The organism is Micromonospora sp. A3M-1-15, assembly GCF_024213425.1.
Lineage (GTDB): Bacteria > Actinomycetota > Actinomycetes > Mycobacteriales > Micromonosporaceae > Micromonospora > Micromonospora chersina.
The window spans coordinates 568,849-592,534 of the sequence record NZ_JANAVK010000002.1 but is presented as its reverse complement, the minus strand read 5'-3'; the positions used below and the strand labels follow the sequence as shown (position 1 = coordinate 592,534).

General features: G+C 74.8%; 21 protein-coding genes and 1 riboswitch. Of the genes, 8 read left to right on the top strand and 13 right to left on the bottom strand.

Features of this window, described 5'->3' with window-relative positions:
- The first annotated feature begins 14 nt into the window (after positions 1-14).
- Genes nirB through NLX85_RS12555 form a run of 3 tightly spaced genes read left to right on the top strand, consistent with a single transcriptional unit; the run spans position 15 to position 3,973 of the window.
- A complete protein-coding gene (gene nirB, locus NLX85_RS12565) occupies positions 15-2,540 on the top strand; it encodes a nitrite reductase large subunit NirB (RefSeq protein WP_254334681.1) in 2,526 nt (841 codons plus the stop codon).
- Entirely contained in the window at positions 2,537-2,884 is a 348-nt protein-coding gene (gene nirD, locus NLX85_RS12560) for a nitrite reductase small subunit NirD (protein ID WP_254334680.1), read from the top strand. The genes nirB and nirD overlap by 4 nt, the downstream gene beginning before the upstream one ends.
- Positions 2,885-3,973, top strand: coding sequence for a uroporphyrinogen-III synthase (locus NLX85_RS12555; protein WP_254334679.1), 1,089 nt, complete (start codon positions 2,885-2,887; stop codon positions 3,971-3,973).
- A 21-nt stretch (positions 3,974-3,994) separates the two neighbouring features.
- Here NLX85_RS12555 and NLX85_RS12550 read toward each other — a convergent pair whose 3' ends face one another.
- The 4 genes from NLX85_RS12550 to NLX85_RS12535 all read right to left on the bottom strand — a co-directional run bounded on the left by NLX85_RS12550 (position 3,995) and on the right by NLX85_RS12535 (position 8,464).
- Positions 3,995-4,612 (bottom strand): ATP/GTP-binding protein, encoded by a 618-nt coding sequence (locus NLX85_RS12550; RefSeq protein ID WP_254334678.1) that lies wholly within the window; start codon positions 4,610-4,612, stop codon positions 3,995-3,997.
- On the bottom strand, positions 4,593-4,955 hold the full coding sequence (locus NLX85_RS12545; RefSeq protein ID WP_254334676.1) for a DUF742 domain-containing protein: 363 nt from the start codon (positions 4,953-4,955) through the stop codon (positions 4,593-4,595). The genes NLX85_RS12550 and NLX85_RS12545 overlap by 20 nt, the downstream gene beginning before the upstream one ends.
- A gap of 63 nt (positions 4,956-5,018) precedes the next feature.
- Positions 5,019-5,426, bottom strand: a complete 408-nt coding sequence (locus tag NLX85_RS12540; RefSeq protein WP_091262735.1) for a roadblock/LC7 domain-containing protein — start codon at positions 5,424-5,426, stop codon at positions 5,019-5,021.
- A complete protein-coding gene (locus NLX85_RS12535) occupies positions 5,423-8,464 on the bottom strand; it encodes a nitrate- and nitrite sensing domain-containing protein (protein ID WP_254334675.1) in 3,042 nt (1,013 codons plus the stop codon). Before NLX85_RS12535 ends, NLX85_RS12540 begins: the two co-directional genes overlap by 4 nt.
- A gap of 447 nt (positions 8,465-8,911) precedes the next feature.
- On the opposite strand from NLX85_RS12535, the gene NLX85_RS12530 reads away from it, so the two are divergent.
- Positions 8,912-10,093 (top strand): ABC transporter substrate-binding protein, encoded by a 1,182-nt coding sequence (locus NLX85_RS12530; protein WP_254334666.1) that lies wholly within the window; start codon positions 8,912-8,914, stop codon positions 10,091-10,093.
- A 52-nt stretch (positions 10,094-10,145) separates the two neighbouring features.
- Here the strand turns inward: NLX85_RS12530 and NLX85_RS12525 are convergent, their stop codons facing one another.
- Together NLX85_RS12525 and NLX85_RS12520 are read right to left on the bottom strand one after the other, a co-directional pair.
- Complete coding sequence (locus tag NLX85_RS12525) at positions 10,146-10,994, bottom strand: ABC transporter permease (protein WP_374628080.1); 849 nt, start codon at positions 10,992-10,994, stop codon at positions 10,146-10,148.
- Between the two features lie 100 nt (positions 10,995-11,094).
- A complete protein-coding gene (locus NLX85_RS12520; protein ID WP_254334664.1) occupies positions 11,095-12,126 on the bottom strand; it encodes an ABC transporter substrate-binding protein in 1,032 nt (343 codons plus the stop codon).
- A gap of 287 nt (positions 12,127-12,413) precedes the next feature.
- Between NLX85_RS12520 and NLX85_RS12515 the strand changes: the two genes are divergently transcribed.
- The 4 genes from NLX85_RS12515 (at position 12,414) to NLX85_RS12500 (ending at position 17,622) form a co-directional block, all read left to right on the top strand.
- Positions 12,414-13,199 (top strand): ABC transporter ATP-binding protein, encoded by a 786-nt coding sequence (locus NLX85_RS12515; protein WP_254334662.1) that lies wholly within the window; start codon positions 12,414-12,416, stop codon positions 13,197-13,199.
- Between the two features lie 2 nt (positions 13,200-13,201).
- The gene (locus NLX85_RS12510) at positions 13,202-14,152 is read left to right on the top strand and encodes an LLM class F420-dependent oxidoreductase (RefSeq protein ID WP_254334659.1); all 951 of its coding nucleotides are present in this window, start codon (positions 13,202-13,204) and stop codon (positions 14,150-14,152) included.
- Complete coding sequence (locus NLX85_RS12505; RefSeq protein WP_189195442.1) at positions 14,149-14,457, top strand: cupin; 309 nt, start codon at positions 14,149-14,151, stop codon at positions 14,455-14,457. Before NLX85_RS12510 ends, NLX85_RS12505 begins: the two co-directional genes overlap by 4 nt.
- A 75-nt stretch (positions 14,458-14,532) precedes the next feature.
- A complete protein-coding gene (locus NLX85_RS12500; protein WP_254334658.1) occupies positions 14,533-17,622 on the top strand; it encodes a hypothetical protein in 3,090 nt (1,029 codons plus the stop codon).
- Positions 17,623-17,667: 45 nt separating this feature from the next.
- Here the strand turns inward: NLX85_RS12500 and thiC are convergent, their stop codons facing one another.
- The 7 genes from thiC to NLX85_RS12465 all read right to left on the bottom strand — a co-directional run bounded on the left by thiC (position 17,668) and on the right by NLX85_RS12465 (position 23,496).
- Positions 17,668-19,260 (bottom strand): phosphomethylpyrimidine synthase ThiC, encoded by a 1,593-nt coding sequence (gene thiC / locus NLX85_RS12495; RefSeq protein ID WP_254334656.1) that lies wholly within the window; start codon positions 19,258-19,260, stop codon positions 17,668-17,670.
- Between the two features lie 17 nt (positions 19,261-19,277).
- Positions 19,278-20,066, bottom strand: coding sequence for a bifunctional hydroxymethylpyrimidine kinase/phosphomethylpyrimidine kinase (thiD, locus tag NLX85_RS12490; protein ID WP_254334649.1), 789 nt, complete (start codon positions 20,064-20,066; stop codon positions 19,278-19,280).
- Entirely contained in the window at positions 20,063-20,776 is a 714-nt protein-coding gene (locus tag NLX85_RS12485) for a thiamine phosphate synthase (RefSeq protein WP_254335537.1), read from the bottom strand. Before NLX85_RS12485 ends, thiD begins: the two co-directional genes overlap by 4 nt.
- A gap of 44 nt (positions 20,777-20,820) precedes the next feature.
- Complete coding sequence (locus NLX85_RS12480; protein WP_308210716.1) at positions 20,821-21,600, bottom strand: thiazole synthase; 780 nt, start codon at positions 21,598-21,600, stop codon at positions 20,821-20,823.
- Positions 21,597-21,797, bottom strand: a complete 201-nt coding sequence (gene thiS / locus NLX85_RS12475; protein ID WP_254334645.1) for a sulfur carrier protein ThiS — start codon at positions 21,795-21,797, stop codon at positions 21,597-21,599. Before thiS ends, NLX85_RS12480 begins: the two co-directional genes overlap by 4 nt.
- Positions 21,794-22,876 carry a glycine oxidase ThiO gene (gene thiO / locus NLX85_RS12470; protein WP_254334643.1) on the bottom strand — a complete coding sequence of 361 codons (1,083 nt, stop codon included), beginning with the start codon at positions 22,874-22,876 and terminating at the stop codon, positions 21,794-21,796. Before thiO ends, thiS begins: the two co-directional genes overlap by 4 nt.
- Positions 22,870-23,496, bottom strand: coding sequence for a thiamine phosphate synthase (locus tag NLX85_RS12465; protein ID WP_254334642.1), 627 nt, complete (start codon positions 23,494-23,496; stop codon positions 22,870-22,872). The genes thiO and NLX85_RS12465 overlap by 7 nt, the downstream gene beginning before the upstream one ends.
- Positions 23,491-23,600: riboswitch (TPP riboswitch) on the bottom strand. Its footprint overlaps the gene before it by 6 nt.
- Positions 23,601-23,686: the final 86 nt, after the last annotated feature.

Below are 23,686 nucleotides of genomic sequence, written 5' to 3'. Positions count from 1 at the left end.
AGCGGAGTGCCGGCATGAGTGGCGGCAGGCTGGTGGTCGTCGGCAACGGCATGGTCGGGCAGCGCTTCGTCGAGGCGTTGCGGGCCCGGGACCAGGAGCGGCGCTGGCAGGTCACGGTGCTCGGCGAGGAGCGGCGGCCGGCGTACGACCGGGTGCGCCTCTCGGCCTTCTTCGACGGGGTGAGCGCCGAGGAGCTGAACCTGCACACGCCCGACGACGGGGTGGACCTGCGGCTCGGCGAGCCGGCGCTGGCGCTCGACCGGGCACGGCGGGTGGTGACGACCGCGACCGGCGAGCACCCGTACGACGCGCTGGTGCTGGCCACCGGCTCGTCGGCGTTCGTGCCCCCGATCGGCGGCGTCGACCTGCCGGGGGTCTTCGTCTACCGGACACTGGACGACCTGGCGGCGATCCGCGCGCACGCCGAGGGCCGGCGCACCGGGGCGGTGATCGGCGGCGGGCTGCTGGGCCTGGAGGCGGCGAACGCGCTGCGCCTGCTCGGCCTGGACACCAGCGTGGTCGAGTTCGCGCCCCGGCTCATGCCGGTGCAGGTGGACGAGGCGGGTGGGGCCATGCTCCGCCGCTACGTCGAGGAACTGGGCGTCACCACGTACCTCGGGGTGGCCACGAGTGCCCTGCGCCCCGGCCCGGACGGCACGGTCGGCGCGCTGGAACTCTCCGACGGACGCACGGTCGCGGCGGACCTGGTCGTGGTGGCCGCCGGCATCCGGCCCCGGGACGAGCTGGCCCGGGCGGCCGGGCTGCCGCTCGGCCCGCGCGGCGGGGTGCTCGTCGACGCGGGCTGCCGGACGGCGGACGAGCGGATCTGGGCGGTCGGCGAGTGCGCCGCCGTGGACGGCACCTGCCACGGCCTGGTCGCCCCCGGGTACGCGACCGCCGAGGTGGTCGCCGACCGGCTGCTCGGCGGCGCGGCCACCTTCCCGGGCGCGGACACCGCCACCAAGCTCAAGCTGCTCGGGGTGGACGTGGCCTCGTTCGGCGACGCGCACGGCGTCACCCCGGGCTGCCTCGACGTCACGTTCACCGACCCGGCCACCCGGTCGTACGCGAAGCTGGTCCTCTCCGACGACGCGAAGACGCTGCTGGGCGGCGTGCTGGTGGGCGACGCGAGCGCGTACCCGACGCTGCGGGCGAGTGTCGGCGGGCCCCTGCCCGCTCCCCCGCTGGCGCTGCTGGCCCCGGCGGGCGGTGCGGGCGCCGGGGCCGGCGCGCTGCCGGCCGCCGCACAGGTCTGCTCCTGCAACGCGGTGACCCGGGCCGACCTGGACGCGGCCATCGCGGGCGGGGCGACCGACGTGCCGGCCCTGAAGGCGTGCACCCGGGCAGGGACGAGCTGCGGCTCCTGCGTGCCGATGCTCAAGCAGCTCCTGGACGCGGCCGGGGTGCGGCAGTCCACCGCGCTCTGCGAGCACTTCGACGCCGGCCGGCAGGAACTGTTCGACATCGTCCGGGTGCGGGGCATCCGCACCTTCTCCCAGCTCATCGCCGAGCACGGGCGCGGGCGCGGCTGCGACATCTGCAAGCCGGTGGTGGCCTCGATCCTCGCCTCGCTGGGCACCGGGCACGTGCTCGACGGCGAGCAGGCGTCCCTCCAGGACACCAACGACCACTTCCTGGCGAACCTGCAACGCGACGGCAGCTACTCGGTGGTGCCGCGGATACCCGGCGGCGAGATCACCCCGGAGAAGCTGATCGTGATCGGCGAGGTGGCGCGGGACTTCCGGCTCTACACCAAGATCACCGGTGGGCAGCGGATCGACCTGTTCGGCGCCCGGGTCGAGCAGCTCCCGCAGATCTGGCGCCGGCTGGTGGACGCCGGCTTCGAGTCCGGCCACGCGTACGGCAAGGCGCTGCGGACCGTGAAGTCCTGCGTCGGCGAGACCTGGTGCCGGTACGGGGTGCAGGACTCGGTCGGGCTGGCCGTCGCGCTGGAACTGCGCTACCGGGGGCTGCGCGCCCCGCACAAGCTCAAGTCGGCGGTCTCCGGCTGCGCCCGGGAGTGCGCCGAGGCCCGCAGCAAGGACTTCGGCATCATCGCCACCGAGACCGGCTGGAACCTCTACGTCGGCGGCAACGGCGGGTTCCGGCCCCGGCACGCCGACCTGTTCGCCACCGACCTGTCCACGGCGGCGCTGATCCAGCTGATCGACCGCTTCCTGATCTACTACGTCCGCACCGCCGACCGGTTGCAGCGCACCGCCGCCTGGATCGAGGCCATGGACGGCGGCCTCGACCACCTCCGGGCGGTGCTCGTGGACGACTCGCTCGGGCTCTGCGCCGAACTCGACGCGGCCATGGCCCGGCACGTCGCCGGATACTCCGACGAGTGGCGGGACGTGCTGGAGGACCCGGAGCGGCTCCGCCGCTTCACCTCCTTCGTCAACGCACCCGACGTGCCCGACCCGTCCATCAGCTTCGCGGTGGAGCGCGGCCAGCCGGTGCCCGCCCGCGGCGCCCCGCCGGGCGCCGGCGGGAGCCGCCAGCCGGTCGCGCTGGGCCTTCCGGAGGTACGGCGATGAGCGCCCCGACGATGCTGGCCTGGACGGCCGTCTGCCCGCTGGACCGGCTGGACCCGGACCGCGGCGTGGCCGCCCTGGTCGACGGGGTGCAGGTGGCCCTCTTCCGCACCGGCGGCGAGCTGTACGCGGTCGACAACCTCGACCCGGTCGGCGGCGCGCAGGTGATGTCCCGGGGCATCGTGGGCAGCCGCGGCGGCCTGCCGACGCTCGCCTCCCCGCTGCACAAGCAGGTCTACGACCTGGCCACCGGGCGGTGCCTGGACCTCCCGGGCGTGGCGCTGCGGCGGCACGAGGTGCGCTGCCGGGACGGCCTCGTCGAGGTGCGGTTGCGACAGGAGGGGTAGATGCGGGAGGAATTGGCCGGTTTCACCATCGGGGTCACCGCGGACCGGCGGCGCGACGAGCTGGCCGCGCTGCTCCAGCGGCGGGGCGCCCGGGTGGTGCTCGCCCCCGCGCTGCGGATCGTGCCGCTGGCCGACGACACCGACCTGCGCGAGGCCACCCGGACCTGCCTGGAGCGCCCGCCGGACGTGCTCATGGCGAACACCGGCATCGGGATGCGCGGCTGGCTGGAGGCGGCCGAGGGCTGGGGGCTGGCCGAGCCGCTGCGCGCCGTGCTGGCCCGGTCCTACGTGGTGGCCCGCGGCCCCAAGGCGACCGGGGCGATCCGGGCTGCCGGGCTGCGCGAGCACTGGTCCCCCGCCTCGGAGAGCTGCGACGAGGTGGTCGAGCACCTGGTCCGGCGCGGGGTGGCCGGCCAGGTCATCGCGCTGCAACTGCACGGCGAGCGGCAGCCGGAGTGCACCGAGGCGCTGGAGTCGGCCGGGGCCACGGTGATCGAGGTGCCGGTCTACCGCTGGGCGCCGCCGACCGACCCGGCGCCGCTGCACCGGCTGATCGACCTGGTCGCCGGGCGGATGGTCGACGCCGTGACGTTCACCTCCGCCCCGGCGGCCGAGGCGCTGCTGCGAGCGGCCGGCGACCGGACCGAGACGGTGCTGGCGGCCCTGCGCGGGGACGTGCTGGCCAGTTGCGTCGGCGCGGTCACGGCCGAGCCCCTGGTGCGGCGAGGGGTGCCGGTGAGCGCCCCGAACCGGGCCCGGCTCGGCGCCCTGGTCCGGACGATCGTCGACGAGCTGCCCCGCCGGACGGTGACCGTGAAGGCCGGCGGGCACCTGCTGACACTGCGCGGCCACGCCGCGGTGGTGGACGGCGAGCTGCGCCCACTCGCGCCGGCCCCGATGGCGGTGCTGCGGGCGCTCGCGGCCGCGCCCGGGAAGGTGCTGTCCCGCACCGCCCTGCTGCGTACCCTGCCCCGGGGCGCGGACGAGCACGCGGTGGAGATGGCGGTCGCCCGCCTGCGGGTCGGGCTCGACGCCCCCCGGGTGGTGCAGACCGTGGTGAAGCGCGGCTACCGGCTGCGGGTCGACTGACCCCGCCGCCGGGCGGAGGAATCAGCCGACCGGCGCCGCGAAGCCGTGCTCGGCCTGGAGCCGGAGCATGGCGTGCTCGACCACGGTCACCAGCACCTGCTTGACCGACTCGCGCCGCCGCGCGTCGCACATCACCAGCGGCACGTCCGGCGAGATCGCCAGCGCCTCGCGGACCTCCTCCAGCTCGTACTGCGGCGCGTCGTCGAACCGGTTCAGCGCCACCACGTACGGCAGGTTGCGGTTCTCGAAGTAGTCCAGCGGCGCGAAGGCGTCGGTGATCCGGCGGGTGTCCACCAGCACGGCCGCGCCCACCGCTCCCCGGATGATCTCGTCCCACATGAACCAGAAGCGGGTCTGGCCCGGCGTGCCGAAGAGATAGAGGATCAGGTCCTCGGCCATGGTGATCCGGCCGAAGTCCATGGCGACCGTGGTGGTCTCCTTGCCGGGCACCTTCGACGGGTCGTCGATACCGACGCCGGCCGCGGTCATCAGCGCCTCGGTGGTCAGCGGCTGGATCTCGGAGATCGCGCCGACCAGGGTGGTCTTGCCCACCCCGAAGCCGCCCGCGATGACGATCTTCGCGGAGATGATCTCCCGGCTGCGGCTCGCCCCCGCGGGGTCATAGTTCGCGAAGTCCACTTAGCACCCTTCCAAGCAGGTTCATCCGCGCCGCGAACCCTGTGGCGGGAGCGGCGGTGTGTAGCGTCAGCAGGCCCTCGGCCACCATGTCGGCGACCAGCACCCGGGTGACGCCCAGCGGCATCCGGGTGTAAGCGGCGATCTCCGCCAGCGACTGTGCCCGGCCCTCACAGACCGAGGCGATGCGGTACTTGTCGTGCCCGGCGAACCGCGCCTCGGCCGACTGGGTGGGCGTGCTGGACAGCACCGCCTCGAGCGCGATGTTCTGCAACGGCTCGGTGCGGCCACGGGTGACCGCGTACGGTCGCACCAGCGCGCCACGCGGGTCTCGTCGTGGTTCCATCTCGCGATCACCTCCCCTCGTACGGAGCCGGACGGGCTCCGGGCCACGTCACCGGACGGCCGGTCAGGGCCGGACGGCGTCCCTGGGCAGCGGGACCAGCGCCTGGCCGACCCGTTCCACCAGCAGTGCCATCTCGTAGCCCACCTGGCCCACGTCGCAGCTCCGCGCGGCCAGCACGGCCATCGACGAGCCGTCGCTGATGGACATGAGGAAGAGATATCCGCTGTCCATCTCGATGACGGTCTGGAGCACCCCGCCGGCGCTGAACATCCGGGCGGCACCCTCGGTCAGGCTCACCACGCCGGAGGTGATCGCGGCGAGCTGGTCGGCCCGGTCCCCCGGCAGGTCGCGGGAGGAGGCGAGCAGCAGCCCGTCCGCGGACACCGCCACCACGTGGGCGATGCCCGCCACGCTGTCGGCGAAGTTGGTGAGCAGCCAACCCATGTCCTGCATGGCCGCTGGCCTGTTCATCGGTTCGTCTCCTTGGTCGAGGTGCTGTTCAGGTCCGCGCCGGCCGTCCGACCCCGCTGCACACCGCGGTGGTAGGCCGACAGCAGGCCGCGTACTTCGTCCGGGGTGCGCCGGGTGCTGGCCCGGCTGCCCTTCGGCTCGATGCCACCGGGCACGAGCTGGGCCTGCGGCACCCGCTTGGGCAGGCCGGAACGGGTCGTGCCGGCGTTGGCGGGCTCCGCGGCCCTGCTGGCCCGCGACCAGCCCTCGTCGGCGGCCGTCCGCCAGGCCTCCGGGTCGATCGCCGGCGGCGTCGGCGCCGGCGCGGGCACGGCCGCGGCCGCGGCGGGCGGCGGGGTCGGGACCGCCGGCGGGGTGTACGGCGGCGGCGTGGCCAGCCCCGCCGCCTGGGCGCCCGGGGTGCGGGTCGGCAGCGGCGGCAGCGGGGACGCGCCGGCCGGCTGCGCGGACGCGGCGGCCTGCGCCGGGGCCGGCGCCGGCTCCTCGTCGAACCGGGGGCGGGTGAAGATGGTGGTCTCGTCCTCGCCGTGCGAGCGGAACCAGACCGCTTCCATCTCCCGGAATATCGGCGCCTCGGCCGGCCGGGCCGGCCGGGCCACCACCGGGGTCGCGGCGGCCGGCTGGTAGGCCGGCGGGGCCGGGGCGGCCGGGGCGGCGGTCGTCGCCGCCTCCCCGCCCGGCGCCCGCTGCGGCAGCGGATCGAGCGACGGGTACGCGACGGTCGGCCCACCCGCCGACCAGCCGGCGCCGGAGACCGGGGCGGGAGCCGCCGGGGCGGGAGCGGGAGCGGGCGGCGCGGAGGCGACCGGGACGCTCGGCGGCGCGGTGGGCAGCGCGCCGGTGACGCCACCGAACTGCACGGCCGGGGCGGTGTCCCGCGCCTCGGCGGGCGCCTGCCAGCGCGCCGGCGGCGGGGTGGCCGTGTTGCGCCACTGGTCGGCCAGGGTGGCCGTGCCGGCCCGGCCCCCGCCGGCCAGCGCGTCGGCGGCGCCGACCTGGCTGAGCGGGGACTGCTCGACGGCGAGCGGCTGGCGCGGGCGGGTCAGCGGGGCCTGGCCCCGGTTCGCCGGCAGCACCACGGTGGCGTTCGGCAGGGTGACCTGGGCGACGGTGCCGCCCTCCACGTTGCGGCGCAGCTCGACCCGGATCCCGTAGCGGGAGGCGAGCCGGCTCACCACGGCCAGACCCATCAGCCGGAACGCGGCCACGTCCACCGTGGGCGGGGCGGCCAGCCGGCGGTTGAGCGAGTCGAGCTGCTCGTCGCTGAGGCCGAGACCGCGGTCCTCGACCTGGATCAGCACGTAGTCGCGGATCCGGCGGCCGTCGGCCACCACGATGGTGTTCGGCGGCGAGAACCGGGTGGCGTTGTCGAGCAGCTCGGCCACCAGGCGGACCACGTCGTTGACCGCGTGCGCGGCGACCGAGATGTCGGTGTCGACGGTGCCGAACTCGATCCGGTTGTACAGCTCCACCTCGGACTGCGCGGCGCGCAGCACGTCGACCAGGAGCGCGTCGTCGCGGCGGGGCACGGCCGAGTCGGCCCCCGCCAGCACCAGCAGGTTCTCGTCGTTGCGGCGCATCCGGGTGGCCAGGTGGTCCAGCTCGAAGAGCTGGGCCAGCCGCTTCGGGTCCTCCTCGCCGCGCTCGATGGCGTCCAGCTCGCCGATCATCCGGTCGACCAGGCTCTGCGAGCGGCGGGCCAGGTTGAGGAACATCGCCGAGACGCTGGTCCGCAGCGCGGCCTGCTCGGCCGCCACCCGGACGGCCTCCCGGTGGACCACGTTGAAGGCCGCGGCCACCTGGCCGACCTCGTCGCGGTTGGTCAGCTTGATCGGGTCCCGGACCTGCTGGACGATCTCGTCCACGCCGCCGTCGCCGATGGCGTTGACGTTCTGGAGCCGGCTCACCGCGTCGGGCAGGTCGTGGTTCGCCACCGCCAGCGCGCCCTCGCGCAGCCGGCGCAGCGAGTCGTTGAGCGAACGGGCCAGGACCACGGCCAGCGTCACGGCGATGGCCAGGGTGAGCAGCACCAGCAGGCTCTCCATGAAGGCCTGCCGGATGACGTCGGTGCGGACCGCGTCGGCGTCGGCGAGCAGCTCGTCCTGGAGCTGGATCTCGGCCCACCGCATCAGGTCGCCGACCGCGGCGATGGCCGCGGCGGCCTCGTCGGCGGTGACCAGCGGCGCCTGCCCGACCGAGCGGGAGACGTCGGTGGAGACCCGGTCGCCGAGCTGCACGGCGTCACCGGAGACGGTGCGGTCCACCAGGGCCCGCTGGTCCGGCTCGGCGGCCCGGGAGAAGGAGAGCAGGGCCTCCTGCTGGCCGGTCAGGGTGGCCACGAACGAGGAGAACTGCTCGTCGTCGATCCGGCCGCTGGAGAGCGCGGTGTAGGCGACCGCCTCCTCCTCGGCGACCTCGGCCTTGGCGTGGGCGAAGGCGGCCACCGCGCGACGGGCGTCGGCGAGGCTCTCCGCGCCGGGCTGCTGGGCCAGCGTGTCGCCGTATGCCACGAGATCGTCGAGGACGATGCCGTAGCGCAGGCTCGCCTCGGAGACCGGCATCTGCTGCCGGTCCAGCACCTCCTGGCGGGTGCCGTTCAGCGTGTTCAGGTGGTCGTCGATCACCTTGAGCCGGTCGCGTACCGAGTTCGGCACGTCGCCGAGCTTCCCGCGTTCGGCCCGGTACGCCGCGATCCGCTCGTCGGTGCGGCGTACCCGCAGGTTGTAGGCGTCCGGCGTCTGGTTCGGGGCGACCAGGAAGGCGGCCGCGGCCATCCGCTCCTTGTGCAGGTCCTGGGTGAGCGCCGAGACGTCGATCGACAGCGCGGTCAGCGACCGGATCCGGTTGGCCTCGTACGCGCCCTCGCCGACCGAGACGAGTCGGATAGTTGCCAGTGCGATGACAGCCGCCACCGGAACGACGAGGATCAGGGCGAGCTTGGAGCGGATCCGCGCGTCACGCAGCCGAGGCAGTCGCCGACGCCGATTCCGCTGATCGGCGTCGGGGCTCTCGGGCAGGGTCGTAGATCCGGTGCTCACGACATCGCCTCCGTCGTTTCTTCCACGCTTGACCCGCCGACCCGTGCCTGATGCAGCGGCCAGCGCCACGCGCGGCACGGCCGCGATTTCATCAGACGAGATCCTGTTTGGGAAGCGGCAGTGAGGCAGGAAACGGTCGGGGCCGACGCAACCCGTGATCCGATCACCTAATACCTTCTTTTCTCCAGCCCCCTGAACAGGGCATGTAACTCCAGAGTGGTCAGTCGTATCTGCGCAGTAATTGTCGGTTAACGTTCCGTGTCCCCAACATGTGGGACGAGCGTCCCGAAACCGCTCCCGACATCCGCGCTTGACCACAGGGCCCGGCATTGGCAAGGTTTTGCAGGCTTCGCGCACACCGTACGGCACACCAATCCCGTTCCTCCACTGAGGACGGACGAGCGGCGGTGATCGGGCGCTGGCCCACGCCGCACCTGGAGGACTGAGTTGAGCCCCATCCGCTCCGCGAGCATCGCGGTGCTCGCATCGGCCGTGCTGGCCACCACCCTCACCGGCTGCGAGATCGGCGGGGAGCCGCAGGACACCAGCCCGATCGTGATCGCCGCGGACCTCGAACTGTCCGGCGCCTCCGCGCCGATCGGCAAGGTCTACCAACGGGCGCTGGAACTGAAGGTCGAGCAGTTGAACTCGTCCGGCGCGCTGGGTGGCCGGAAGATCGAACTCAAGGTGAAGGACAACCGCTCCGACGCCGCCGAATCGTTGCGGAACATCAACGATTTCAGCAGCGACTCACGGGTAACCGCCATCATCATGGGCGGCTGCAACGAATGTGCGGTCGGTGCCGTCCGCACGATCGGTGAGAAGCGAATTCCGACCGTTGCCCTCGCCTCCTCCGGCGAGGTCACGGAACCGGTGGCCGAGCGCCGCTATGTCTTCAAGCTGGCGCCGAATGCGGCCGACAGCGCCGCCGCCCTCACCACCGAACTGACCCGCCGCAACATCCGCAAGGTGGCCGTGCTGCACAGCGCCGACAAGTACGGCCAGGAAGGGCTGGCGGCGCTGAACAGCGAGTTCGCCAAGGCCGGCGTCAAGCTGGCTCGCGCCGAGTCGGTGCGGACCACCGACACGGAGGTCAGCACCCAGATCGACAGCCTGGTCGACAAGAAGCCCGAGGCACTGATCGTCTGGACCCCGCCGGAGCAGGCGTCGCTGGCGGCCACCACCGCCCGGCAGCGCCGCTACAGCGGCGCGCTCTTCTTCGACGCCTCGGCGGCCGGCGACCTCTTCCTGGGCGCCGCGGCCCGATCCACCGAGCGGGCCACGCTGATCTTCACCCAGACCATGGTGATCGACGACGTCATCGCCACCACCCCGGCCAAGGCCGCCCGGCGGCAGTGGTTCCAGGAGTACACCGCCCGGTGGGGCGGCTACAACGGCTACTCCTCGTTCGCCGCGGACGCCGTCCAGCTCATCGCCGACGCCGAACTGCGGGCCGGCAGCGAGCCGGGCGAGGTGGACCGGAGCGCCCTGCGCGACGTCCTGGAGACCGCTCAGCTGGACGGCCTTTCCGGGCCGATCCGGATGACCCCGGACAACCACTCCGGCCTCATGCCGCAGGCGCTCACGACGCTCGTCGCCCGCGGCGGCCGCTGGCGGCTGGCCGGCTGATCGGGCCGGCTCCCGGCCGGAGGCGGGGACGCCTCCCGCCGGGAGCAGCCGGTCAGCGGGCCGAGGTGGTGGCGCGGACCCACGGCAGGGCGAGGCGCTCGACCAGGCTGAGGGCCGAGTAGAGCAGGATGCTCATCACCGCCACCAGCACGATCGCCGCCCACGCCGTCGCGGTGTCACCGACGCCGTTGTACTGGAGGATCTGGTAGCCCAGCCCGGGCCGGTCCGAATAGAACTCCCCGATCACCGCGCCGATCGCGGCCAGCGGCATGGCCACCTTCAGCCCGACGAAGATCTGCGGCAGCGCGGCCGGGAAGCGCACCTTCCGGAACGACTGCCACCAGGACGCGTTCAGCGAGCGGCCCAGCTCGGCCAGGTCGGCGGGAGTGGTGGTCAGCCCGGTCGCCGTGGACAGCACGATCGGGAAGAAGCAGAGCAGGAACACCATGGTCAGGATGGGTTTCTGCCCCCAGCCCACCGCGACCACCAACAGCGGACCGAAGGCGATCTTCGGCACCGCGTTGACCGCCACCAGCAGCGGGGCGAACATCCGCTCCACCCGGCTGGACGCGGCCAGCGCCATCCCGATCAGCACCCCGGCGAGCGACGAGAGCAGGAAGCCGAGCAGGGTCATCCAGGTGGTGATGCCCAGCGCCGGAAGCAGCACGTCGGTGGTGCCGGCCAGCGAGCGCCACACCGCCTGCGGCGGCGGCAGCGCGGCCGGGTGGACCAGGTGCAGCCCCGAGGTGACCAGCCACCAGGCGGCCACGGCGATGACCAGCCCGAGCGCCGGCAGCCCCACGGCCGCGGGGCGTACGACCAGCCGGCGCGGCGCGGCGACGGGCTCCGCCGGCTCCTCCGGCGCCGGCGCCCCGGCGCGGGTCCCGGTCAACTGCGTCAACGTGTCCTCCTCTCTCGGCCGGTCGACGACCGGCACGCGAAGGGGGTGCGCCCCACCGGGTGTCCCGGCGGGCCGCACCCCCGTTGCCCGAGCCGAACGGTCAGGCCCTCGGCGCGAGGTTGAAGTCGATGATCTGGTCGGGGGTGAGGTTCTGCTTGAGCGCGCCCGCGCCCTGGAGCAGCGCGATGCTCTTGGCGACCCGGCCGCTGTCCAGCGTGCCGATGGCGGTGCCCGAGTTGCTGGAGCGGACGTACGCGGCCATGAGCTGCAGCTCCGCGGCCGACGCGGCCGGGTTGGCGGCCGGCACGTTCTTCTTCAGGATCTCGCCCGCCTCGTCCGGGTGGGCCAGCGCGTACTCCAGGCCCTTGAGCAGGGCCGCGGTGAAGCGCTTGACCATCTCCGGCTTCTCCTTGGCGATCTTGCTGGAGGTGATCAGCACGTTGCCGTAGAGGTCCTGCATCACGTTGCTGTAGGGCAGCACGACCGGCTTCTTCTTGGCCACCGCCTCGACGGTCGGCTGGCCGACCACGAACTGGCCGATACCGTCGACCGCGCCGGAGCCGAGCATGCCGATGAGGCCCTGCGCCTCACCGTTGACCCAGGTCACCTTCTTCGCGTCGATGCCGGCCAGCCGGGCGTACGTCGGGAAGAGGTTGCGCACGACGGACGTGGGGGTGTCGGCGAGCTTCTTGCCCTCGAGGTCCTTCGGGGTGGCGATGTTCTTGCCCTCGACCGAGACGATGGCGGCCATGGTGCGCTGCTGGATCGCCGCCACCGCGACGAAGTCCTTGGCCTGGCCGTTGCCGAGCTGGAGGATGCCGCCGGTCAGGTCGATCGGGCCGAAGTCGGCCTGGCCGCCCGTGATGGTCTGGATGACCGAGCCGGTGCCCTGCCCGGGCTTGATGTCGACGTCGAAGCCGGCCTCCTTGAAGAAGCCCTTCTCCTTCGCCACCCAGGCGTAGGAGTCACGGCCGAAGTTGCCGAACGAGGTGAGGTAGGTCACCTTCTCCAGCGCCGTACCGTTGCCGCTCTTGCCGTCGTCTGACTTGTCCGAGTCGCTGCTGCAACCGCCGACGAGGGCGAGGGCGGTGGCCAGCGCCGCGGCGGCGACCGTACGGGTCAGCCTTCTCATCAGTGCACCATGTCCTTTCCGACCAGGCCATGTTCGCCCGGTCGGGTCGTGGGTCCGACGGTGTCGGCAGGAGGGGACAGCCGACGGGACCGTCGTGAGGGGACTCTTCGCGCGCAACAGCGTACGAGAAGGCCGATGAAGCCAGGCGGGCGTACGGGTTGCGGAACGGAAACGAAGTTGCCTGACGGAAAGGAGACTGACGTCCACCCCGGACGGTGCTATAAGGATCGGCTCCCGCTACGCTAGCCCGGCTCGCGTTCGCGACGTTGGAAGGGAGCCGGCGGGAGATGATCCGACTGTCCGGGGTGTCCCGCACCTTCGACGGCCGCTCGGGCCGGGTCGAGGCGCTGCGCGGCATCGACCTCGACGTCGCGGAGGGCGAGTTCGTCGCCGTCCTCGGCCGCTCCGGGTGCGGCAAGTCCACCCTGCTCCGCATGATCGCCGGCCTGCTCCCGGTCAGCGAGGGCGAGATCACCGTGGCCGGCACGCCGATCACGAAGCCCCGCCGGGACATCGCCATGCTGTTCCAGCGGCCCGCGCTGCTGCCCTGGCGCACGGTGCTGGACAACGTCCTGCTGCCCGTGGAGATCTTCGGCTGGCGCCGGGCCAGGCACCGCGACCGGGCCCGCGGGCTGCTGGAGATGGCCGGGCTGGGCGGCTTCGAGAAGCGCCTCCCCCACGAGCTGTCCGGTGGCATGCAGCAGCGGGTCTCGCTCTGCCGGTCGCTGATCGGCGAGCCCCGGGTGATGCTCATGGACGAGCCCTTCTCCGCGCTCGACGCGCTCACCCGGGAGGAGCTCTCCGGCGAGCTCCAGCGGGTGCACATGGAGACGAAGGCGACAATCGTCTTCGTCACCCACTCGATCGACGAGGCGGTGCTGCTGGCCGACCGGGTCGTCGTGCTCAGCCCGCGCCCCGGCCGGATCCGTGAGGTCGTCGAGGTGGCCGTGCCCCGGCCCCGCACCCTGGGCCGCCACGCGCACCTGGCCGAGGTCGCCCGGATCAGCGCCGAACTGCACGAACTGCTGATGGAACGCGACGCCACCGGTGGCGTCGCCGCGGGAGGGCGGTGACCATGCGGGTGTCCGTCTTCACCGAGCCGCACCGCGGAGCCAGCTACGACGACCAGCTCCGGTTCGCCCAGCTCGTCGAGGAGACCGGCTTCGAGGGCTTCTTCCGCGCCGACCACTACCGGTCGATGGGGGACGACCCCGGACTGCCCGGCCCCACCGACGCCTGGCTGACGCTCGCCGCGCTGGCCCGGGAGACCTCCCGGATCCGGCTGGGCACGTTGGTCACCTCGGCCACCTTCCGGCTGCCCGGCCCGCTGGCCGTGATGGTCGCCCAGGTCGACCAGATGAGCGGCGGCCGGGTCGAGCTGGGCATCGGCGCCGGCTGGTACGAGCGCGAGCACACCGCCTACGGCATCCCGTTCCCGGCGGTCACCGAGCGGTTCGACCGGCTCGCCGAGCAGCTGGAGATCGTCACCGGGCTGTGGCGCACCCCGCCCGGCGAGACGTACAGCTTCACCGGCGACCACTACCGGCTGGTCGACGCGCCCGCGCTGCCCAAGCCGGTGCAGCAGCCCGGCCCACCGGTGATCGTCGGCGGCCGGGGCCCGAAGCGCACCCCCGAACTGGCCGCCCGGTACGCCGACGAGTTCAACATGCCGTTCAAGACCGTCGCCGAGACGGCCGCCGCGTACGAGCGGGTCCGCGAGGCGTGCGACCGGACCGGGCGCGCCGGGTCGGGGCGGTCGCCGCTCGTGCTCTCCGCCGGGATCGTGGTGGCGATCGGGCGCACCGACGCGGAGGCCCAGCGTCGGGCCGCGCCGCTGCACGTCAAGAGCGCGCTCCCGCCGGAGGACCCGGTGGTCGGTTCCCCCGCCCAGCTCGTCGACCGGCTCGGCGAGTTCGCCGCCATCGGAGCCACCCGGGTGCACCTGCGCCTCATCGACTTCGACGACCTGGACCACGTGGAGCTCATCGCCGCCGAGGTGCTCCCCCAACTGGACGGACCACGATGACCGACCTCTCCGCCGACCTCGAACTCGGCCCGGTGGGCCAGGAGATCGTCTTCGAGAACGACCGGGTACGCGTCTGGCACATCCGGCTGGAGCCGGGCGAGCGGCAGCCGCTGCACCGGCACGACCACCCGTACCTCGTGGTGGCGATCGAGGGCGCGAAGAACGTGGTGCAGACGATCGACGGCACGACCATCGACGCGGACGAGCCGACCGGCGGGGTGGTCTACCGCGACCCGGGCGCCGTGCACATGCTGACCAACGTCGGCGACACCACGTACCTGGCCCGGCTGGTCGAGCTGAAGTAGCCACGCCGGCGCCGACTCGCCGCGCCACGGGTGGCAAGGTGGCGATCGGGTGCACCGGGCCGTAACGTGCCCGACATGGCCTTTCGGACGTGGGGCAAGCTGCTGCTCACGGCGCTCGGGGTGAGCGTGCTGGCCGGGGCCGGCCAGCTCGGCATCGCGTACGGCTTCGGCGTCGTACGCCTCGACGGCGCGTTCGTCGACGGCTCGGTCAACCGGTGGCCCGCCCAGCTCGCCTGGGTCGGCTGGTTCGCCGCGGTCGCCACGATCGCCGGGGCCGTCCTCACCGCACGCCTCGCCCGCCGGGACGCCTCCCCGGCCGGCACCGCCGAGCTGCTCTCCATCGCCGGCGTCAGCGCGCTGGGCGCGACCGTGGTCGCGCCGCTCTGCATGCAGCCGGCCCGCGCCGCCGAGCTGGGCGGCACCGTCGACCCGGTGTGGGCGGTCGGCATCTGCGCGATCCTCGGCGCGGTGGTCGGGGCGGGCGCGGCGATCGCCGTGCTGCTCAAGCCGCCGTTCGGCTGGAGCGTCGCGCTCACCGCCGCGGCCGTATGGCTCGTCGCCCTGATCTCCGTCGCGCCGTCCGTCGCGTCCACCGGCACGCTGCCCACCGCACGCCTCGGCGTCCTCGAACCGTCCTGGCTCGACCCGGCCGCGGCGCAGCGCCTGGCCATGCTGGTGCTGCCCACGCTGGCCCTGCTCGCCGGCGCGGCGGTCGGCGCGCTTGCCCGGCGGGCCGGGCACCTGCCGCTGGTCGGCGGCGCCGCCGGGGCGGCCGGCCCGGTCCTGCTGGCCTTCGCCTACCTGACCGCCGGCCCCGGCACCGCGGCCGACCGCTACCAGCTCGCGCCCTACTACGGCGCGCTGATCGCGGTCGCCGCCGGCGCGCTCGGCTCGACCGCCACCACGGTGCTGCCGCGGCCGGTGACCACGGCCGCCGGGCGGGACGCCATCGAGCCGACCGACATCCTCCAGCCACTGCCGGCGTCGCCGGCCACCACCGGCGCGGCCGACCCGGCTCCCGCCGCCCAGGTGACCGTACGCGCCCCGGGGGCACCGAGCCCCGCCCACTGGGACTGGCCGGAGGCCGGCGGGCTCACCCCCGCCGGGCTCACCCGCCGGTCCCTCGACCGTCCCGCCGAGCTACCGGCCGACCGGGCGGAGCCGACCCCGGTGCACGAGCCGGGTCCGGGCACGGTGGACGAGGCCACCGCGACGCGACACCACGCCCCGGCGGCCGCGACGCCGGGTGTGGGCGGCGAGCCGGCCTCGGACCGCCACTGGTTCGGCGCGCCGACCCCCTCGGGCCCCTCGTCCGAGCAGCGTTCGGACGTCGCGCCGTCCCACGACACCGTCGCCGCGAAGCCGGAACCGGACCCGACGCGACCCGCCCGGGAGGCCGACGACAGCGACGCCGATCGGCCAGACACGCAGGCCGCGTGGGCGTTCGGGGACACCGTGCCGGACGGGCCGGCCGCCAGGCGGGACGACGCGGACCTCGTCCGGCACCTGCAGATGCCCGGATCGCCCCCGCCGGGACGGCGGACGTCGGCCATCGACGTGCTCGCCGCCGGCCGCCCGACCCCGCCGGCCGACCCGGCCCCGGTCCCACCGCCCGCTGCGCCGGTGGGGTCGGATTCGGTCTCACCGCTGGTGGAGTCGGCGCGCCCGACGGCCTCGCCCGCCAAGACCGCGAGGGCGGCCGACCGGACCGGAGCCGGGTCCGTCGCGCCGGACCGGACGGACGCGCCGGACCCGGCGGCCACGGATCGCGAGGTGCCCGGCGCAGTCCCCGCCGAGCCGGCGACGGAGGCGGCCCCGGCGCGGGGGACGCGATCGCGGCGGAACCGCGCCGGCGCTCCCACGCCGACGCCGCCGCCGGCAGACGACGTGCCCCCGACGGTCCGGGCGCTCGACGACGCACCCGCCCCGGGCCGACGAGCGGACCGCGCCACCCCGGCGGACACCCCGGCAGCCAGGAACGACGCGCCCTCGACGTCCCGACCGGCGGACGGCGCGACGGCGCCGGACGCCCTGGCGGCGGAGGCGGCCGCCGCGGCCGGCGACTCCGTGCCGGCCGCGCCAACTCCGGTCGGCCGCGCCAAGCGCACCCGCAAGCCGCGCACCACCCGGGCCGCCGCGGACCAGGTCCCCGCCGGGCCGAGCACCAACACACCGACCGGCACCACCGAGCCGACCATCACCACACCGGCCGGCACCGCCGAGCCCGCCACCACACCGGCCAGCACCGTCGAGTTGACCGGAAACACGCCGGCCGCCGCCGACACCCCGACGACCGGCACCGACCCGGCGGCCGACACGAGAGCCGCGGACCTACCCGAGGCGCCGGACCAGGCCGCCCCGGCACCGGGCGAGGACAGGACCGGCGATCCGGCCGGCGGCGAGCGGCGGAACTTCTTCTTCGCCCCGGAGCCCCCGCCGGCCGACCTGCCCGAACCCCCGGCGTCGCCCCGGCCGCGGGTCCCGATCTTCGAGGACGTGACCCCCGGCAACGTCCGGCCGGCCTGGCCGATCGCCCCCGCCACGAACTGGCCGGTCGCCCCGCGCGGCGGTCCCGGGTCCACCGGGCCCGGCAGCCCGAGCGCCGGCCGGGACGGTGACCCCGACGGCACCGGAACCCCCGACGGCACCGGGCCTCGGCCTGAGCCGGCGCCGCGCCCCAGGCACCGGGCGCTGCCCGACCTGGGCCGGACCACCGGCTGGGACGCCCTCGCCAACCCCCGCCCCGCCGGCCCGACCACCCCGCCGCCCACCGACCCCGCCCTGGAAACCACCGCCCCGGAACCCACCGGCCCCACCGGTTCCGGCCCGGAGGCCACCGGCCCGACCGGCCCCGCCCCGGAGGCCACCGGCCCGGTCCTTCCGGCCTGGGACGGTCAGGCCGTGGAGCCCACCTCCGGCGGCCGGCACGCCGACGTGTCCGAGGCCGACGCGGCCACCGAGGCGGCCGGCGGCAAGTCCAAGGCGCGGCGCGGCCTGTTCCGGCGTAACCGCGGCAAGGGCGGCGAGCCGGGCGATGTCGACCGCGAGTCCGAGCCGCTCGCGAGGCAGGACGAGGAGTACGTCGACTGGGTCGCCGGCCTCGCCGCGGACGACAACGGGGACGACGCCCGGTCCCTGCGTACCGGCCGGCACCACCGCGACTGAGCGTGCGGGGGCCGGGTCGACCAGCGGCCCGGCCCCCGGCGGCGCTCAGGCCAGCGGCAGGTAGACGCGGGAGCCGCCGGCCACGAACTCCGCCGACTTGTCCTGCATGCCGCGTGCCGCGTACTCCTTCAGCTCCTGGGTGATCTTCATGGAGCAGAACTTCGGGCCGCACATCGAGCAGAAATGGGCGGTCTTCGCGGGCTCGGCCGGCAGCGTCGCGTCGTGGTACGACCGGGCGGTCTCCGGGTCCAGCGCCAGGTTGAACTGGTCCTCCCAGCGGAACTCGAACCGCGCCTTGGAGAGCGCGTCGTCCCAGGCCTGCGCCCCCGGGTGCCCCTTGGCCAGGTCGGCCGCGTGTGCCGCGATCTTGTACGCGATCACGCCCGCCTTCACGTCGTCCCGGTCGGGCAGCCCGAGGTGCTCCTTCGGGGTGACGTAGCAGAGCATCGCCGTGCCGAACATGCCGATCATCGCGGCGCCGATGGCCGAGGTGATGTGGTCGTACGCGGGCGCGATGTCGGTGGTCAGCGGCCCGAGCGTGTAGAACGGGGCCTCGTGGCACCACTCCTGCTGGAGGTCCACGTTCTCCTTGATCTTGTGCATGGGCACGTGCCCGGGGCCCTCGATCATCACCTGCACGTCGTGCGCCCAGGCGACCTTGGTGAGTTCGCCCAGGGTGCGCAGCTCGGCGAACTGCGCCTCGTCGTTGGCGTCCGCGATCGACCCCGGCCGCAGCCCGTCGCCGAGCGAGAACGTCACGTCGTACCTCGCGAGCAGCGCGCACAGCTCCTCGAAGTGGGTGTAGAGGAAGTTCTCCTCGTGGTGCGCCAGGCACCAGGCCGCCATGATCGAGCCACCGCGGGACACGATCCCGGTGACCCGGTCCACGGCGAGGGGCACGTACGGCAGCAGCACCCCGGCGTGCACCGTCATGTAGTCGACGCCCTGCTCGGCCTGCTCGACGACCGTCTCGCGGAACACCTCCCAGCTGAGCTTCACCGGGTCGCCGCCGACCTTCTCCAGCGCCTGGTAGATCGGCACGGTCCCGATCGGCACCGGCGAGTTCCGCACGATCGCCTCGCGGGTCTCGTGGATCCGCTTGCCGGTGGACAGGTCCATCACGGTGTCCGCGCCCCACCGGGTGGCCCAGGTCAGCTTCTCCACCTCCTCGGCGACCGACGAGGTCACCGCCGAGGTGCCGATGTTGGCGTTGACCTTGACCAGGAAGGCCTTGCCGATGATCGCCGGCTCGCACTCCGGGTGGTTGACGTTGAGCGGCAGCACGGCCCGCCCGGCCGCGATCTCGTCCCGGACGAACTCCGGCGCGACCCCCTCCCGGACCGCCACGAACTCCATCTCCGGCGTGACGATCCCGGCCCGGGCGTACGCGAGCTGCGTCGGCCGGCGACCGTCCACACCGGCCAGCGGGGTGCCGGCGCCGCGCACCGGGGCGACGTCCCCGCGCTCGGCGATCCACGGACCGCGCAGCGGCGGCAGCCCCACCTCGGGATCCGAGCCGGGGCCGGCGGTGTCGTAGAGCCGGACCGGCGGGTTGTCCCCGGTCAGCTCCACCTCGGCGAACGGCACCCGGATGTCCGGGCGTGACCCCTCGACGTAGACCTTGCGACGTGCGTGCATGACAGCCTCCCTGTCGCTCAAGCGGACCAGCCGAAGTGGTCCAGCGGGCCGCGTCCCGCGCCCAGCTCCCAGTCCCGGGCGCCGGTCAGCGCGCGGGTCACGTACTCCTTGGCGGCGGCCACCGCGACCGGCACCGGGTCGCCCGCCGCGAGCCGGACGGTGATCGCCGCCGAGAACGAGCAGCCGGTGCCGTGGTTGTGCCGGGTCGGCACGCGGGGCGCGCGCAGCAGCGTGGTCGAGCCGCCGCCGACCAGCACGTCCACCGACTCGCCGGCCGCGTCCACGTCGCCGCCGGTCACGACCACGTGTGCCGGGCCGGCGGCCGCCAGCGCCTCGGCCGCCGCCACCATCTCCTCGACCGTGGTCACCGGGCGTCCGGTGAGGGCCGCGGCCTCCGCGCAGTTCGGCGTCGCCACCTCGGCGTACGGGAGCAGCCGCTCGACGGCCGTCGCCACGCCGAGCCGGTGCCCGCTGGTGGCGACCAGCACCGGGTCGACGACCAGGTGGGGCAGCCGGCCGGCCCGCGCCGCCTCGGCCACCGCGTCGGCGACCGCCGGGGTGCCGAGCATGCCGGTCTTCACGGCGCGTACGGCGAAGTCGCCGAGCACGCTGTCGAGCTGGTCGCGCACGGTCTGCGGGGGCAGGGGCAGCACGGCGTCCACGCCCCGCGTGTTCTGCGCGGTGACCGCGGTGATCACGCTGGTGCCATAGGCGCCGAGGGCGGCGAAGACCTTGAGGTCGGCCTGGATGCCGGCGCCGCCGCCGGAGTCCGATCCGGCGATGGTGAGTGTCGTCCTCGGGGTCATGTTGCTTCCTTGGTTGCGGTTGGGGGCTGCGGCCGACGATTGGGGCTGTGGGCCACAGGGGTGACCGCCTCTTGGACACTGACCCGGGTTGTGGGGGCTGGTCGGGCCGCCCCGTGACCGGCCCGACCAGCCGCCTCGTGGGCCGCGGTGAGCGTGGCGGCCACCGCGGCGGGATCGTCGGCGCGCATGATCGCGCCGAGCACGGCGACCCCGGCCGCGCCGGCCGCGACACAGGCCGCCACCTGTCCCGGCGACTCGATGCCGCCGAGGGCGAGCACCGGCACCGGGCTGGCGCCGATCAGCTCGCGGAGCCCGGCCGGGTGCAGGGGCGGGCCGTAGCCGGGTTTGGTCCTCGTCGGGAAGACCGGCGACAGGGTCGCGTAGTCCTCCGTGGTGAGCCGGGCCAGCTCGGCGGCGTCGTGGCAGGAGCGGCCGACCAGCCCGGCGGACGGCGGCGGGTACGGGCCGGCGGCCGGCAGGTGCACGGCGTCACCGTCGAGCGGATCGGGCCCGGCGACGATCAGCCGGCCGCCGGCGCCGGCGAGGATCGCGCGCAGCTCGGCGGCCAGGGCCGCCCGCTCGGCCCGCGGCAGGTCCTTCTCCCGCAGCACCGCCCAGCGCACTCCCCCGGCCACGGCCGCCGCCACGACCTCGGCCAGCGGTCGCCGCGCCACCCGCCGGTCGGTCAGCAGCACGACGCCCGACGGCACGGGGCGGTCCGGCCGCGCGCCGAGAGCGACGGAAGCGGGTGCCGTCACAGGTCCGGCCTCCCCTCGTCGGGGGTGGAGGCGAGAGCGTGGAAGCGGCGGGCGATCCGGCCCGCCCCGTACGCCAGCCGCCCCGCCTCGACGGCGTGCCGCATGGCGGTGGCCATCGCCACCGGGTCGGCCGCCCGGGTGACCGCGCTGGCCAGCAGCACGGCGTCGCAGCCCAGTTCCATGGCGAGCGCCGCGTCGGAGGCGGTGCCGATCCCGGCGTCGAGGATCACCGGCACGTCCACGCCCTGCCGGATCAGCCGGATGTGGTGCGGGTTGCTCACCCCCAGCCCGGAGCCGATCGGCGCGCCGGCCGGCATCACCGCCGCGCAGCCCACGTCGGCCAGCCGGCGGGCCAGGACCGGATCGTCCGAGGTGTACGGCAGCACCGTGAACCCGTCGGCCACCAGTTCCTCGGCGGCGCGCAGCAGCTCCACCCCGTCGGGCAGCAGCGTGCGCTCGTCGCCGATCACCTCCAGCTTCACCCAGTCGGTGTCGAACGCCTCCCGGGCCAGCCGCGCCACCTTCACCGCCTCGGACGCGGTGTAGCAGCCGGCCGTGTTCGGCAGCAGCCGTACGCCGCACCGGTCCAGCACGTCGAGCAGGCCGCCGGCCGCGCCGGGGGCGGTGTCCACCCGGCGCAGCGCGAGGGTCACCAGCTCGGTGCCGGAGGCGCGGATCGCCTGTTCCAGCACGTGCAGGTTGGCCGCGCCGCCGGTGCCGAGGACGAGCCGGGAGCCGAAACCGACCCCGCCGATCTCGAAGGCCATCCGGCTCACCCGCCCTGGGCGGCGCTGAGCACCTCGACCCGGTCGCCGTCGCGCAGCACGGTCGCCGACCAGCCGCCGCGCGGCACCACCTCGCCGTTCACGGCGACCGCCAGGCCGCGTTCCTGGGCGGTGACCGCGCGCACCACATCGGCGACGGTCGAGCCGCCGGGCAGGTCCCGTCCCGCGCCGTTGACGATCAGTCTCACCTGGGCTCCTTCCCGAACCGGTCCGGGCTGAAGGGGGCGAGCAGCGGGTCCGGCTCGCCCGTGACGATCAGTTCGGTGACCAGGTCGGCGGTGACCGGGGTGAGCACGATGCCGTGCCGGTGGTGCCCGGTGGCCACGAGCACGCCTGGCCGGCCGGGCAGCGGCCCGATGATCGGCGCGTTGTCCGGCGTGCCGGGGCGGAGCCCGGCGGTCGCCTCGACCAGGTCGTACTCGGCCAGCTCCGGCACCAGGTCCACGGCGGCGCGGAGCAGTCGCAGCACCGCGCCGGCGGTCACCTCGGTGTCGGCGCGCTCCTCGACGGTCGCCCCGACCACCACCTCGCCGCTGTCCCGGGGCACCAGGTAGATCGACTCGCCGTCGGCGTACCCCCGGATGACGTGCCGGAAGTCCGGCGCGCCGCGACCGGGCGCGCGGAGCCGGAGCACCTGACCCTTGACCGGCCGCACCGGCAGCCCGGTCAGGGCGGCTGCGCCGCAGCCGGCCGCGACCACGGTGACCCGGCCGTCCACCTCGGACAGCGCGTCCACCCGGCCCGGGCGCAGCACCGCGCCGGCCCGTTCGGCCGCCGCCCGCAGCGCGGCCACCAGCCGGCGCGGGTCGACCTGGTGGTCGCCGGGGGCGACCGCGCCGCCGCGCACCCGCGGGGCCAGCGCCGGCTCGCGGTCGCGCAGCTCCGAGGGGCGCAACGGCGTGATCGGCAGCCCCAACCCCTGCTGGTACGACCAGAGCCGTCGCGCCTCGGCCAGGTCGTCGGCGGTGAGCCCGACCACCAGCGTGCCGTCGGCGCGGTAGCCGACATCGGCGCCGGCCGCCTCGGCCAGGTCGGCGGCGAAGCGGGGCCAGCGGGCGGCGGACTCGGCGAGCAGGCCGGTCAGCTCGGGCTCGCCGAAGTACGCCTCGGCCACCGGCGAGAGCATCCCGGCGGCGACGTGCGAGGCCCCGGAGCCGGGCGCCGGGTCGTGCACGGTCACGCGCAGCCCACGGGACGCGCACCGCCACGCGATCGCCAGCCCGACCGGTCCCGCCCCCACGATGGCGACGTCCGGTCGGGTCAGCACGTCAGGGCCTCGATCAGCTCGACGGTCGTGCGGGCGGGATCGGGGCTCGCGGAGAGCGCCCCCACCACCGCCACCCCGTACGCCCCGGCGGCCCGCAGCGCCGGCACCGACGCGGCGGTCACCCCGCCGATGGCGATCACCGGCACGTCCACCGCGCCGGCCACCGCGCGTACCCCCTCGGGGCCGATCGGGTCGGGCAGGCCGGCCTTGGTGGTGGTGGCGTGGCAGGGGCCCACGCCCAGGTAGCTGGCCCCGGCGGCGACCGCCGCGACGGCGCCGCCCGGCTCCCGCGCGGTCGCCCCGAGCACGGCGTCGGCGCCGAGCACCCGGCGGGCCGCCGCCACCGGCAGGTCCTCCGCGCCGACGTGGCCGCCGGCGGCCTCCACCGCCAGCGCCACGTGCAGCCGGTCGTTGACCAGGCAGGCCGCCCCGTACGGCCGGCACAGCCCGACCACTCGGCGGGCCAGCTCGTACGCCTCCCGGTCGGTGGCGTCGTCCTCCACCCGGACCTGCACGACCAGCTCGGCGCGGGCCACCGGCAGGGCGGCGCGCAGCACGGCGAGCGGGTCCCGCCCCGGCCGGGTGTCGGTGATCAGATGCAGTCGTCCCAGGGACGGCACGGCAACTCTCCTCCCTGCGCCGGCATTACCCGGATCAGGTTCGACGGTCGGGGGCTTCCAGCCCCCCTCTCAGCCCGGTGGCACCGGGCTCCCGTGGGTCACTTGCGGGCCTACCGTACGACGTGCGCGCGGATCCGCCAAGGGTGGGTGGAGAATTTCCCACCGACCGTCCCGGATGGAGATTGGGGAC